Source organism: Mycobacterium branderi, assembly GCF_010728725.1.
Classification (GTDB): Bacteria; Actinomycetota; Actinomycetes; order Mycobacteriales; family Mycobacteriaceae; genus Mycobacterium; species Mycobacterium branderi.
Window position 1 is genome coordinate 4,739,492 of sequence record NZ_AP022606.1, and the last position, 13,187, is coordinate 4,752,678.

Sequence of the window (13,187 nt, forward strand, 5' to 3'; positions counted from 1 at the left end):
CACTACCGAAGACCGCCCGATACAGACTGGCGCTCCTGTCATGACACGCTGGAGCGGTGCGCGCGGATTGCACGGACCGCACCTGCTCGGACCGATCTGGCCCAGAACGTCCTCACTCTACACGCCGACCTGGCGATACCCGATGTCCCGCCGAGACTTAAACCATTGCCAGCCGCGTCGGCGTGTCGTCGCAGCCAGTGAAGTGTCGCGGCGGCGGGAGCCACTGAAGCTGAATCAGGCCATGTCCTCGACGCACACCGCGAACCGCCGCTCGGAGTACGCGTAGCCCACGCCGCTTGCGCACTGGTCGACACCGACCGGCTCCCCCAGGTCGCGGAGGATCTGGGTGGCCCGCTGGCGGTGCGGCGCCGATGTGTCGTTGCAGTCGACGCGGACCGGGTCGGCGTTGTGCTGCGGGTCGACGCTCATGCAGCCGCCGACCACCCAGTCGATGTCCAGGCAGGCGGTGTTGTTGGAGTCGCTGAACGTGTTGCGCATCGAATACGACGAGTCCACGTCGGCGGGGCACTGTTCGCGGTCGGCGACCCTGGCCGCGACCTTGAAGTTCGACAGTCGGCTACCGCACGCCACCTTGGTTGCCTCCGGCCGGTCGGCGGTGCCGCCCAGCCGCAGGCAATCACCGACCTTGAGGTCCGCGGCGTTGGCCGCAGACGCCGTACAGCCCGTCAGCCCCCCGATGATGGCGAGTGCGGTGATGACTGCCGCGGGCCACGCGTGCATGGCGGCGGCTGAATCAGCGACGCAGACCCAGTCGCTCGATGAGCGAGCGGTAGCGCTCGACATCGATCTGGGCCACGTACTTGAGCAGGCGGCGGCGCCGGCCCACCAACAGCAGCAACCCCCGCCGCGAGTGGTGGTCATGCTTGTGCACCTTCAGGTGCTCGGTCAGGTCTGCGATCCGCCTGGTCAGCAGTGCGACCTGCGCCTCCGGAGATCCGGTGTCGGTCTCATGCAGGCCGTATTGGCCCAGGATTTCTTTTTTCTGCTCGGCTGTCAGCGCCACGAAATATCTCCATCAATCGGTCCGCGAGGTTCAGATATCGGCAGCGGCCACCGCGAACTGCAGCACGCGCCGTGTCGTGGGGCAGTTTAGCAGTGGCTCAACTGGCAGTGAGCAGCGCGCGCGCCCGTTCGGTGTCGGCTCCCATCGCGGCGATCAGGTCGTCGGCCGAGTCGAACTTCTCCTGGCCGCGGATGCGGGCGACGAAGTCCAGCGCCACATGCTGGCCGTACAGGTCGGCGGTGGTGTCGAGGACGAACGCCTCGACGGTGCGGGTGCGTCCGGAGAACGTCGGATTGGTGCCCACGGACACCGCGGCCTGGTAGCGCTCGCCGGGCACGACGGTGCCGGTCACCGGCCCGTGGCCCAGCACGGTGAACCAGGCGGCATATACCCCGTCGGCGGGGATGGCCGAATACATCGGCGGGGCCACGTTGGCGGTGGGAAAACCCAGCTGCATGCCCCGGCCTTCGCCGCGCACCACCACGCCCTCGACGCGGTGCGGGCGGCCTAGTGCCTCCGCGGCGGCCACCACGTCGCCGGCGTCGACGCAGGAGCGGATGTAGGTCGACGAGAACGTGACCGTCTCGCTGTCATGGTGCTCGGACACCAGCGACATCGACTCGACCGCGAACCCGAACCGCTCGCCGGCGCGGCGCAGCGTCTCGACGGTGCCGGCGGCTTTCTTGCCGAACGTGAAGTTCTCGCCGACCACCACCTCCACCACGTGCAAGTGCTCCACCAGGAGCTCATGGATGTAGCGCTCCGGCGTCAGCTTCATGAAATCGGTGGTGAACGGCATCACCAGGAACACGTCGATGCCGAACTCCTCGGCCAGCTCGGCACGCCGGGTCAGGGTGGTCAGCTGCGCCGGATGACTGCCGGGGAACACCACCTCCATCGGATGCGGGTCGAAGGTCATCAACACGGTTGGCACGCCGCGCGCCCTGCCCGATTTCACCGCATGGGCGATCAGCTCCGCGTGGCCCCGGTGCAGCCCGTCGAACACCCCGATGGTGAGCACGCATCTGCCCCAGTCCGTGGGTATCTCGTCCTGGCCCCGCCACCGTTGCACAACCGCAAGCCTACGGCGCGGGGCATAAACTGCGGTGTGTGCGCCCCGACGACGAGCCTGGCGAGCTCACCCCCGTTGCCCAGGACTACCTGAAGGTCATCTGGAACGCCCAGGAGTGGTCGCCGGACAAGGTCAGCACCAAGATGCTGGCCGAGAAGATCGGGGTGTCGGCCAGCACCGCGTCGGAGTCCATCCGCAAACTCGCCGAGCAGGGTTTGGTCGACCACGAGAAGTACGGCGCGGTGACGCTGACGGAGTCCGGGCGCCGCGCGGCGCTGGCTATGGTGCGCCGGCACCGGCTGTTGGAGACCTTCCTGGTCAACGAACTCGGCTACAGCTGGGACGAGGTGCACGACGAGGCCGAAGTGCTCGAGCATGCGGTGTCTGACCGGCTGATCGCCCGCATCGAGGCCAAGCTGGGATACCCGCAACGTGATCCGCACGGCGACCCGATTCCCGCTTCCGACGGTCAGGTGCCCACCCCGCCGGCGCATCAGTTGTGGGCGTGCCGCGACGGCGACGCGGCCACCGTGGCGCGGATCTCCGACGCCGATCCGGAGATGCTGCGCTACTTCGATTCCATCGGCATCAGCCTCGACTCACGGCTGCGGGTGCTCACCCGGCGCGAGTTCGCCGGGATGATGTCGGTGGCTGTCGAGTCGGACGATGGCGAATCCAGCAGGGTCGACTTGGGCAGCCCCGCCGCCTGCGCTATCTGGGTGGTGGATTCCTAGGTAGCTCCGACGAGTGATGGCACGGTCAGTATGCCGGCCAGATAGTCATCGAGCAGGTGGCCAACTGTTTCCTGCGCGCAGGTCCGGTTGGTGCCGATCACTCCCGTGGGCCCGCGCTTGATCCATCCCGCGGTGTATACCCGCGGCATCACGCGCCCCCCGACATGCGGAATCGTATGCTTCACTGGGTCGAACGGAACGCCGGGCATCGGCCGGCCCTCGAATCCGATGGCCCGTATGACGAGTCCCGCCTCTATGACCTCGCCGCCGGCGATGCGCACTCCTCGTACACGCTCATCACCGATGATCTCGGCTGGCGGGGCGTGAAACCGGAACGTGATCCGATTAACACCCGGAACTTGTTGCAGCCCAAGAAGTTCCGGCGCGGTGAAACTCGCGTCTTCACGTCCTCGCCGGCCCAGGATGATGACCTCGTCGACCTGGCTGGCCCGCAATGCCTCTACGGCATACTGCGCCGTATCGGTGCATGCGAGCTCGTCCGGGTCACTGACCAGGATGCGCGCGACATCCAATGCGACATTGCCGTTGCCGATCACCACGACGCGCCCGCTCGACAGATCCGGCTCCAACGCCCGGTGATCCGGGTGGCCGTTGTACCAGCCGACGAATTCGCCGGCGGACATCGAACCCGGCAGGTCTTCGCCGGGGATTCCCAGCCTCCGATTGTTGAAGGCGCCGTAGGCGTAGATGACGGCGTGGTGGTCGGCGAGCAGCTGGTCATGGCTGATGTCGACGCCGACTTCGGTATCCAGATGCAACCGGAAGCGGCGTTGTTTCTCTGCACTCCACCGGAATTGGTTCACCACCGCGCGCGTCGCAGCATGGTCCGGTGCGACACCGAATCGGATAAGCCCGAACGGCTCGGGCAACCGCTCGTACATGTCGATCTCGACGCCGGGCTCTACCAGCAGCTCCTTGGCGCAGTAATACCCCGCGGCACCAGAGCCGACGACGGCAACCCGTAGCGGCTGGCTCCTGCTGGTCACCAATCGGAACGGCTGTCGCCGTTGAAATGTCGGCGATGTCGGCCGATCCTGGTAGTAGGCGGCATTGATCTGCAAATACGGTCGAGTTGCCGGCGTCAGTGCGGTGTCGGGTCGAATGGCGTCGACCGGACACGCGTCCGCGCATGCGCCGCAGTCAATACAGGTCGCAGGGTCGATATGCAGCAGTTCCGCGGTGCCAAACCCCGGCTCGTCGGGTGTCGGGTGGATGCAGCCGACCGGGCACGCGGCAACGCATGACGCGTCGTTGCAACAGTTTTGGGTGATGACGTAAGTCACGAGCGCTCCAACAGAGCAAGCTCCGCTTCCAGCGGATATGGATACGGGCATTCTCCTTTGCCGCAGATGTGCGAGCCGCCCCACGGGTCGGCGTCGAGTAGCAGCGCGTCGACGGGCTGGCTGCCGTTGATCTGCAACCTAATTGGCTGATTGGTTCGTCGGTGCAGCGCACGCAGCTCCGCCGACGGCATGACGCGACCTGACCAACACACGGCATTGGCGAGGGGCTCGTATTGTGCCATCAAGCGGACCTGAACCGCGAGTTCGTCGCCCTCGTCGCCGACCAGCACGGCCGGACCGCTGTAGTCCGCGTCGGCCTCATCCTCGCCGATCCGCGAGTAGTCGAAGTCGGCTAAATCCGGGCGACGGGTGCGCCGCCAGTACGACATCGTGGTCGCCGGCCAAATCGCACGGTTGACGCCCTCTCCGTCGAGATACCAACTGTCGCAACCGCCGGCAGTCCACACGGTGCCGTCCGACCGGCGCTGCAGTTCCCGGTTGAACTGCGCCTGCACATGCGATTTGACCTCGACACGGGTGGATTCACGGTCGGCCAACGCGCGGATGCATGCGACGATGTAGCGCACTTGCGCTTCGATCATGAACACCACTGACTGGTTGCCCACCCCGGTGTTGGGGCCCATGATCATGAAATAGTTCGGGAATCCGTAAACAGCCATGCCCAGGTAGGCTTCTGGGCCCTCGGCCCACACTTGCTGGATGGTGCGGCCGTCACGACCCACGAGTGTCAAGTGTTCGGCTTTGTTAGTCACAGCGAATCCTGTTGCATACACGATGATATCGGCCTGATGTAGCGCTCCGTTGGCGGTGCGGATGCCAGATGGGGTGATCTCGACGATCGCATCGGTCACCAGCGACACATTTCGGCGTTGCAGCGCGGGATAGTAGTCGTTGGCGATGATCATGCGTTTGCAGCCGATTTCGTAATCCGGGGTCAAGACCGCTCGCAGCTGCGGGTCGCGGACCTGGCGACGCAGATGAGCCTTGGCCAGGGCACGGACCGCCGGCATGTAGCGCGGATTGAGAAACGCGCCCGTCAACGCTTCGTGGGAGAAGTAGATCCCGGCGCGCACCGCCTTGCGCAGCCCCGGAATGCGCCGGTAGGCGGCTCGTTCGGCAGCGGTGATCGGGCGATCCGGTCGCGGCAACACCCAGTGCGGCGTGCGCTGAAACACCGACAGCGTCGACGCGTGCTCGGCGATCGAGGGGATGATCTGCGCCGCACTTGCTCCCGTGCCGATTACCGCCACCGACTTGCCAATGATGTCGACACCGTGGTCCCACTGGGAGGAATGGAACTGGGTGCCCGAGAACGATTCGGCGCCGGCGATCTTCGGAATCTTGGGAATATGCAGCGGACCAGTCGCGTCAATGATGACCCGCGCGGTGTATTTCTTGGCGCTGCGGGCGGTCACCGTCCAGATGTCGCTGTCGTCGTCGAACACCGAGGAGGTCACCTCGACCCCGAACCTGATCAGACGCCGCAGGCCGTAACGGTCGGTGACGGCGCGCAGGTACGCCAGTATTTCGGGCTGGCAGGCATAGCCGCGCGTCCAATTCGGATTAGGCGCAAATGAATACGAGTACATCAGCGACATCACGTCGCAGGCCGCGCCCGGATAGGTATTCTCCCGCCAGGTGCCGCCAACGTCCGCTGCCTTCTCCAGCACAGTGATGTTGTTGATGCCGGCTTCGCGAAGCTTGATCGCCGCACCGAGACCCGCAAACCCAGCTCCGACGATGATGACGTCGAACTCCGGCGTCATCCAAGGAACCCGAATTTACGCCATAGCCAACGACTTACCGGATTGAGCAGTCCGTTCTCGTCGAGGAAGTCGTGCAGTCCTGCGAATGCCTCACGGTGCCGCGCGGCCACCAACTCGTTGTTGCGGGCTTGGCGCATCGCCTCCTTGACGTCGAGCCCGCACCTGGCATAGACGCGTTTGTCGTAGCACATCCGGCGCAGGACGAAGCCGGCACCACCGTTGAGCGTCGCCGCGACGGCGCGCTCCCAGCGGGGGGCGCGCTGGATCCGGCGGCGCACACCCTCGCGCGCATAACGGATGTGACGGGCTTCCTCGACCACATGGATCCGCATGACCTGCGCGATGATCGGCTGTAAGTCCGGGTGCCGTAAGTACTTTCGCTGCGCATCGTCGAGGAACTCCTCACCGCACAATGCCGCTACCCACAGCATCAGGCCCCGATACACCAGTGGGAACAACTGCACCGCCAGCGCCTCGGTCCAGGAGAGCCGATAGGGCTTGGCGCCGATCGCAGCTACTGCGCGTCCGAACATGACCATGTGCCGGGTCTCGTCGCCGAGTTCAGTGAGCGCGTAATGAACATGCCGCGATGTCGGGTCCTGGTGCAGCATCACCATCAACAGGCCCTGGTTGAGGGTGTTTTCGAACCACACCGCGCGGCTGAGCAAGTTCGCCACTTCCTGCCGAGACAGCTCCACCCGTTGCCGATGCGTCATCTGCTCCCACATCGGTGTGCCGTACAGCGAGATCATCTCCGGCGGCATGTAGAACAGGTCCGGATCCTGCGGCGCGTCCCAATCCACGTCGACCAGCGAATTGAACGAGCGACGCAGCGAACCCCCGATCAACCGTTCAGCCACCTCGTCGTGAGCATTGATCGTCATAGAGAGAACAATAGACAGTTTTAGTCTTTTCGTCTACCTTTATTGTTGTGCTTGTGAGTCGAGCGCGGACGGCTCGGGCCGACGAGCGGGCGACCGATACCCGCAGCCGCATCATGGATGCGCTGTTGCCGCTGGCGGCACTGACCGGGCTGCGCAAACTATCGATGGACGAGGTGGCGCGCTACGCCAAGGTCGGGCGCGCGACGCTGTACAAGTACTTCCCCGGTCGCGATGCACTCATCGCCGCTTTCGTCCAACAGGAACTGGCACGGTTTTTCGCCGATGTCGGGCACATTGTCGAGCGCTACGACGATCCCGACGAGCGGCTCATTCACAGCTTTGCGCATGCCTACCGCTACCTGCGCTATCACCCGGCACTGTCCACGATCCTGCGGGTGAACCCCCAGATTTTGTTGCCCTATGTTATTACCGAGGCCAGCGAGGCGTTAGACCTTGGCCGCCAGTTTGTCGAATCAACAGTGGGCGCCGACGAATTGCCCGATCCGGAGCGTGCGCAGTTCGGCGAACACGTCGCCCGGGCGATCCACACGCTGATCCTCATCCCGTCCAGCGTCATGGGCCTCGACGCACCCGACGGTCCGGAGAACTACGCGCGGCGGTTCCTCGTACCAGTCAAAAACAGCCTGGCGGCAACGCTTCCGGCCTAAGCGACTCTCGAAAGCGGTCATCGACACCTCGGCCTACACCGCTCCGATACGGGCAGTCCTCTCGTAGAAATCGGCCGGCCGCACCTCGGCGAGGTCACGGTTGAATCTGGCCATGGGCCACGGCCACAGCACGGGTTTGCCGTCAGGACCCAGATACCAACTGTCGCAACCGGTGGCCCACAACGTGTCCGGCAGTGCGTCGTCGACCTCGCGTAGAAACGCATCGGTGGCTTCGGCGCTCACCTCGACCTCGGCGAGGTTGCGGTCCCGCATCCGCCGCAGCCACGACACCACGTAGCGGGCCTGTGTCTCGGCGACCGGTACCAGCGATGAATTACCGACGGGGCTGTGCGGACCCAGCATCAGAAACATATTCGGCAATCCGGGCACCGCGGTGGTGAGGTAGGCGTGCGGGCCGTTCGCCCAGGCGTCGTCCATGGTGATGCCGTCGCGGCCGGTGAGTCGCATCGGCCGCATGTAGGCATGGGCGTCGAAACCGGTCGCCAGCACCAGCACGTCCAGCTGATGTACTTGCCCGTCGCTGGTTTGTACTCCATCGGGTCGGACATGATCGATCTTCTCGGTGGCGACATGCACGTTGTCTCGTTGCACGGCACGGTAGAAGCTGGGCGAGAAGATCAGCCGCTTGCAGCCCGGTTGGTAGTCGGGGGTCAGCGCGGCGCGAAGCTGGCGGTCGCCCACGGTCGCCAGGCTGCTACGGGACAGCCAGGCCATCGCGCGCCGCTGCCATCCGTTTTCGGTTGTCGCTTTGGCGAATTCGTCAAAGGCGTGCCGGATCGATTCGTAGAGCGCCGCATCCGTAAAGGGGACGTGACGTAGCAGGGCTTTGACCACGCGCGGGATCGCGGGGTTGGGCACTGTGGCGACCCAGTGCGGGGTGCGCTGGAACAGCGTGATGAAGCCCGCGGTTTCGGCAAGTGCCGCGGTGATCTGGACGCCGGTCGAACCGGTGCCGATGACGCCGATGCGTGCTCCGGCGACCGGAACATCATGGTCCCATCGGGCGGAATGAAAGCACGGGCCGGCGAAGTCGTCCAACCCGGCGATGGCGGGGATCTTCGGGTGGTGCAGCACGCCGGTGGCGCATACCAAGACGTCGGCGGTGTGGGTCTCACCGCTAGCCGTGCGCAGATGCCAACGGCTGTCTTTGAACTCGCCGTCGACGACCTCGGCGCCGAATCGGATGTGCGGGGTCAGGCGGCGCTCCTGCACGACCCGCTGCAGGTATGCGGAAATCTCCTCTGCGGGCGAAAAGAGGTGGCTCCAGTCGGGATTGGGCAGTTCGCGATACGTGTAGTAGTGCGACGGCACGTCACAGGTAAGGCCGGGATAGGTGTTCTCGCGCCAGGTGCCGCCGATACGATCGGCCTTTTCCAAAATCGTGAAGTTGGCCGCGCCGGCGTCCTGGAGGGCCAGCGCCATCGCGATGCCGGAGATACCGGCACCGACGATGGCGACGCTGGGCAGCGGGTCGGGTGTGGTCGGCGCGAACCCCCTGCTGCGCAGCACATCGAGTGCACGTGGCGCAAAAATGTCCAGGACTTTGCCGACGACGCCGACGGGGTGACTGACCCGTGCCGGAGCGCGCCGGATGGCGTCGAGCACCATCTCGGCGCCCTGCGCGGCGGTCATAGCCGGCGCACGACGGTAGCTGTCCGTCGGGGCGATCATGTCGGTGCGCACCAGCGGCATATGGACGGTCGTCCATTTCACGTTGTCGGCGCGAGTCTCGGCCGCAACCGACCTGGTGAAGCTGTCCATCGCACCCTTGGACCCCAGGTACGCCGAAAAACGCGGCTGCGCACCGAATTCGGTGCCGGTGGTGGAGATGTTGACGACATGCCCACCCCCGGTGCGGCGCATCCGCTCGACGAGCGGGACCGTCAGTCGCACCATACCCAGGTAGTTGAGCCGCATGACTCGCTCGAAATCGTGTAGCCGGTCGGCGCTTTCGGAGATTGTGCGGCGAATCGACCGGCCGGCGTTGTTGACAACTACATCCACCCCGCCGTGTTCGACGATGACGTCGCGGACCAACGTGGCCACCTGACCCTCGTCACTCAGGTCGGCCGGGTACGCGTAACCACGGCCACCGGCATTCTCGATCACGTCCACCAGGTCGTCGAGCAGATCGGCTCGCCGCGCGACCAACAGCACCTCCGCGCCGGCTTGTGCCACCCGCAGCGCGACTTCACGGCCGATGCCGGCTGACGCGCCCGTGATCAGCACTCGCCGACCGGCCACCGCGGCGCGCAGTTCGGCGTCGGCGCTGCGACGCGCTGCCAGGCGGCCCAACCTGCGCAGGTGCACGCTCGGGTCCAACTCAGCCAGCGCCGCCCAGGTCAGCTCACCAAGAGAAGTAGACATCGTGTATACTTAACTCGGTTCTCACCGAGAGGTCAAGCCCGCCAACCCGTTCCACATCACGTCGATGCTGATATCGACGAGCCGGTCGAGTTCCTCGGGCGTGGTGCTGGCCCAGTCCAGCCCTTCGGCGATCCGGGAACCGGCTCCGACGAGCCCGCGCGCGATCAGTTCGGTAAGCGCAGGGTCCGCTGCGGGCGCTGCGCGCATCAGAGCGCGTGCGGCCGCGCGCTCGAGATCGTCGCGGATCGCCTCGGCTTCGGCGCGGGCTTTGGAGCCGCTGAAGGTGTCGTCGGCCAGAAAGATCAGGAACAGCCGCGAATGCTCGCCGATGAAACCCACGATGCGCCGGGCCGCGATGTGTATGGCCTCGAGCGGCTCGGGCACGCCGGTGTCGTCGCGGACCATCTCCTGCAATCGCCGACGCGACGCGGCCAGGCACGCCGCTGCAAGCTCGTCCTTGGAGGCGTAGTGGCGGTAGAGGATTGCCCGAGTCACGCCGGCGCGGCGCGCGATTTCGTTCATCGACGCGCCGTGAAAGCCGACGTCGAGGAACGTCGCCTCGGCCACTCGGCGCAAATCGGCGGCCCGGTCTGCGGGCCGCATCCGTCGGCGGCCGGCCGGCGTCGCGGAGGTCACCGGCCACACGCTACCGCGCTCAGGTACCCAGCTCGTTGATCCGGCGGTGGTACACGTCGCGTGCGTGCGGATCGACGTTGGTGAACGCAGTGTCGAAATGGGCCGCATGCGAGATCCGGTTTCGGGTGCGCTCGGGAATCAACGACATGGTTTTGATCATGGCGCCCAACGCCTTTGGCACGGTAACCCTCGCCCGCCGAGCGCCGACCGCGGTCACGATGGCTGCAGCGACATCGCCGGGGTCCACTTCCCCGATGGGCCGCAACCATGCCGGTGCACTGTGCCCGGCCGACAGCTCGGTGCGCACGATGCCGGGCAGCACCGCCGTGACGGCGATACCGGCGTCGGCGAGTTCCAGATGCAATGTCTCAGAGAAGCCGACGACGGCGTGTTTGGTCGCGCAATACGTCGCCAACCCGGGGTGACCGCTCACCCCGGCCAGCGATGCGACGTTGATGATGTGACCGCCGCGTCCGGTCAGTCGTTGGACCGCGAGTTTGGATCCGTTCAGCACGCCACCCAAGTTGATGGCCACCATCCGGTCGGTCACCGCGTCGTCCTCGTCGGCGAACAACCCGGTGGGCATGATTCCGGCGTTGTTGACCAGCACATCCAATGGCCCCAGCCGTGATTCGGCGTCGTCGAGGAAGGCGGCGAACGACTTTCGGCTCCTGACGTCCAGGCCCAGGCCGCACACCTGCCCGCCAGTTGTCTCGGCCAGCTCGGCCGCAGTCTTTTCCACCAGCTCGGTGTCGATGTCACCGAGCGCCACGTGAGCCCCGGCCCTTAAAAAGGCCTCCCCGGTGGCCCGCCCGATTCCCCGGGCGCCACCGGTGACGACGACGACCTTGTCGCGAAGATGGTTGTGGTTGTTCGTCATTGGTCAGGCCTTTCGGATGTTGGCATAAAGCTGTTCGATCTCGGCGGCGTACTTGCCGGCGATGGGTTTGCGCTTGAGCTTGGCCGTCGGCGTCAGCTCGTCGCCGCCGGGCTGCCAAAACGTCGGTGCGATATGGAAGTACTTGATCTGCTCGACGCGCGAGAGCTTGGCGTTGGCGGAGTCGATCCCCGCTTGCACCGCGGCCCGCACGTCGGGGTGGATGGCCAACACGGCCGGCGATGCGTCGATGCCCAACTGCCGGGCGTACCTCGCGGCAGCGTCGGCGTCCAGGCTCACCAGCGCAACGATGCACGGCCGGTCGTCGCCGATGGCCACCACGGAACCGATCAGCGGACACGCCGCCCGGACATGGTTTTCGATATTGGACGGCGCGATGTTCTTGCCGCCCGAGTTGATGATCAACTCCTTCTTGCGGTCCACGATTCGCACATAGCCGTCCGCGTCGACGGTGCCGACATCGCCGGTGTGCATCCAGCCGTCGGCGTCGATGGCCTGCGCGGTCTTCTCTGGGTCGTTGCGATAGCCCTTCATCAGTCCGGGTCCGCGCACCAGCAGCTCACCGTCGTCGGCGACCCGAAGCTGCACGCCGGCAACGGGTTTGCCGACGGTACCGACCCGGATACCGTCCGGTGGGTTGAGGGTGGCCACCGCCGACAGCTCCGACATTCCCCAGGCTTCGCATACCGGTAGGCCGAGGCCGAGAACGAATTCCAGTGTCTCCGCGGCGATCGGCGCGGCGCCCGACACCGCGATGCGTACCTGGTCGAGTCCGACCCTTGCCCGCAGCCGACGCAACACCAACTGCTCGGCGGCCGCGGCTTGCATGGCGATCCATGCCGACGGCCGCTCATTGCGGGTTTGCACCAGCGCCTTCTGGGCGCCGGCGGCGACCGCCCAGCGCGCCAGCGCGCCCTTGATACCGCGTTGCTCGGCCAGCCCGGCTTGTAGCGCGGCCTGGATCTTGTACCAGAACAGCGGCACCGCAGCAAAGATCGTCGGCCGGGCATCCGGTAAGGCGCTGACCAACGCCTTGTGGTCGGCCACCGTGGTCACCGATGCGCCGCTCACCGCCGGCGCATAGTGGGCCAGATACCGATTCACGATGTGGGCATCCGGCAGATAGGACACCACCCGATCGTGCTCGTCGAAAACGACTAGATCCGCCAGCGCCGCGATATTCGTGAGCAGGTTACGGTGAGTGAGCTCAACGCCTTTGGGCGGGCCGGTGGTCCCCGAGGTGTAGATCAGGGTCAGCACGTCGTCGGGGCGCACCGCTAGCCAGGTGGCGTCGAAGTCGAACCCGGCGTCGCCGGCGGCCTCCAGCTCGTCTAACGTCAGCACGCCCGCCGGCTTGGCGTCCACGCATACGACGTGCTCGACCTTGGTGGCCGCCTTGGCTTCGGAAAGCACCGGCAAGAACTGCTGTTCGCAGACGACGACCCGGTTTTCGGCGTTGCCGAACAGGTAGTTGATCTGGTCGGCCGAACTGGTGTTGTACACCGAAAACGGAATCGCACCAAGGTGGTAGGCGGCCGCATCGATCAAGTTGAACTCGGGTCGATTGGTCAGCATCAGCGCCACAGTGTCGCCCCGACGCACGCCGAGCGCGGCCAGTCCGGCCGTGATGCTGCGCACCCGTGTGGCGTATTGCGCCCAGGTGAGCGAGCCGCCCCGGCCTACAGCGCGGAGCGCGACGCGCTGTGGGTGAGCGGCCGCGGTGTCTTGGAACAATTGACAGATGCTGGTGGCGGAGCGCAACTCGGCTGGTGTTCGTGCTGGCATACGATCG

At 65.7% G+C, this 13,187-nt stretch carries 12 protein-coding genes and 1 pseudogene; 2 read left to right on the forward strand and 11 right to left on the reverse strand.

Going from position 1 to position 13,187, the window contains the following annotated elements; all coding sequences use genetic code 11:
* Positions 1-234: 234 nt before the first annotated feature.
* The 3 genes from lppU to G6N47_RS23015 form a co-directional block, all read right to left on the reverse strand.
* Entirely contained in the window at positions 235-741 is a 507-nt protein-coding gene (gene lppU / locus G6N47_RS23005) for an LppU family putative lipoprotein (RefSeq protein WP_083132362.1), read from the reverse strand.
* Positions 742-754: 13 nt separating this feature from the next.
* Positions 755-1,024 carry a 30S ribosomal protein S15 gene (rpsO, locus tag G6N47_RS23010; protein WP_045383077.1) on the reverse strand — a complete coding sequence of 90 codons (270 nt, stop codon included), beginning with the start codon at positions 1,022-1,024 and terminating at the stop codon, positions 755-757.
* 97 nt (positions 1,025-1,121) lie between these two features.
* Positions 1,122-2,096 carry a bifunctional riboflavin kinase/FAD synthetase gene (locus G6N47_RS23015; protein ID WP_083132361.1) on the reverse strand — a complete coding sequence of 325 codons (975 nt, stop codon included), beginning with the start codon at positions 2,094-2,096 and terminating at the stop codon, positions 1,122-1,124.
* A 38-nt stretch (positions 2,097-2,134) separates the two neighbouring features.
* On the opposite strand from G6N47_RS23015, the gene mntR reads away from it, so the two are divergent.
* The gene (gene mntR, locus G6N47_RS23020; RefSeq protein WP_083132360.1) at positions 2,135-2,830 is read left to right on the forward strand and encodes a manganese-binding transcriptional regulator MntR; all 696 of its coding nucleotides are present in this window, start codon (positions 2,135-2,137) and stop codon (positions 2,828-2,830) included.
* Here mntR and G6N47_RS23025 read toward each other — a convergent pair.
* The 3 genes from G6N47_RS23025 to G6N47_RS23035 are packed head-to-tail and all read right to left on the reverse strand — an operon-like array spanning position 2,827 to position 6,805.
* Complete coding sequence (locus G6N47_RS23025; protein ID WP_083132359.1) at positions 2,827-4,134, reverse strand: FAD-dependent oxidoreductase; 1,308 nt, start codon at positions 4,132-4,134, stop codon at positions 2,827-2,829. The two genes, mntR and G6N47_RS23025, sit on opposite strands and share 4 nt — an antisense overlap.
* Positions 4,131-5,921 carry an FAD-dependent oxidoreductase gene (locus G6N47_RS23030; protein WP_083132358.1) on the reverse strand — a complete coding sequence of 597 codons (1,791 nt, stop codon included), beginning with the start codon at positions 5,919-5,921 and terminating at the stop codon, positions 4,131-4,133. The genes G6N47_RS23025 and G6N47_RS23030 overlap by 4 nt, the downstream gene beginning before the upstream one ends.
* Positions 5,918-6,805 (reverse strand): AurF N-oxygenase family protein, encoded by an 888-nt coding sequence (locus G6N47_RS23035; RefSeq protein WP_083132357.1) that lies wholly within the window; start codon positions 6,803-6,805, stop codon positions 5,918-5,920. The genes G6N47_RS23030 and G6N47_RS23035 overlap by 4 nt, the downstream gene beginning before the upstream one ends.
* 53 nt (positions 6,806-6,858) lie before the next feature.
* Between G6N47_RS23035 and G6N47_RS23040 the strand changes: the two genes are divergently transcribed.
* Positions 6,859-7,473, forward strand: coding sequence for a TetR/AcrR family transcriptional regulator (locus G6N47_RS23040; RefSeq protein ID WP_139799545.1), 615 nt, complete (start codon positions 6,859-6,861; stop codon positions 7,471-7,473).
* Between the two features lie 33 nt (positions 7,474-7,506).
* On the opposite strand, the gene G6N47_RS30370 is transcribed toward G6N47_RS23040, so the two are convergent.
* From G6N47_RS30370 to G6N47_RS23060, 5 genes and pseudogenes are all read right to left on the reverse strand, one after another.
* Positions 7,507-8,961, reverse strand: coding sequence for a flavin-containing monooxygenase (locus G6N47_RS30370; RefSeq protein WP_372517506.1), 1,455 nt, complete (start codon positions 8,959-8,961; stop codon positions 7,507-7,509).
* A gap of 186 nt (positions 8,962-9,147) precedes the next feature.
* Positions 9,148-9,861 (reverse strand): annotated as a pseudogene (locus G6N47_RS30375) (SDR family NAD(P)-dependent oxidoreductase); the annotation flags it as partial.
* Positions 9,862-9,882: 21 nt separating this feature from the next.
* Entirely contained in the window at positions 9,883-10,497 is a 615-nt protein-coding gene (locus G6N47_RS23050; RefSeq protein WP_163659726.1) for a TetR/AcrR family transcriptional regulator, read from the reverse strand.
* Between the two features lie 19 nt (positions 10,498-10,516).
* Positions 10,517-11,377 (reverse strand): SDR family oxidoreductase, encoded by an 861-nt coding sequence (locus tag G6N47_RS23055; RefSeq protein ID WP_083132353.1) that lies wholly within the window; start codon positions 11,375-11,377, stop codon positions 10,517-10,519.
* A 3-nt stretch (positions 11,378-11,380) separates the two neighbouring features.
* Entirely contained in the window at positions 11,381-13,180 is a 1,800-nt protein-coding gene (locus tag G6N47_RS23060; RefSeq protein ID WP_083132352.1) for an AMP-dependent synthetase/ligase, read from the reverse strand.
* Between the last annotated feature and the right edge of the window lie 7 nt (positions 13,181-13,187).

Excerpts from the sequence above, each read along its gene's own strand:
- lppU (WP_083132362.1), bottom strand. The coding sequence starts at position 741 with ATGCACGCGTGGCCCGCGGCAGTCATCACCGCACTCGCCATCATCGGG.
- G6N47_RS23030 (WP_083132358.1), bottom strand. The coding sequence starts at position 5,921 with ATGACGCCGGAGTTCGACGTCATCATCGTCGGAGCTGGGTTTGCGGGT.
- G6N47_RS23035 (WP_083132357.1), bottom strand. The coding sequence starts at position 6,805 with ATGACGATCAATGCTCACGACGAGGTGGCTGAACGGTTGATCGGGGGT.
- G6N47_RS23055 (WP_083132353.1), bottom strand. The coding sequence starts at position 11,377 with ATGACGAACAACCACAACCATCTTCGCGACAAGGTCGTCGTCGTCACC.
- G6N47_RS23060 (WP_083132352.1), bottom strand. The coding sequence starts at position 13,180 with ATGCCAGCACGAACACCAGCCGAGTTGCGCTCCGCCACCAGCATCTGT.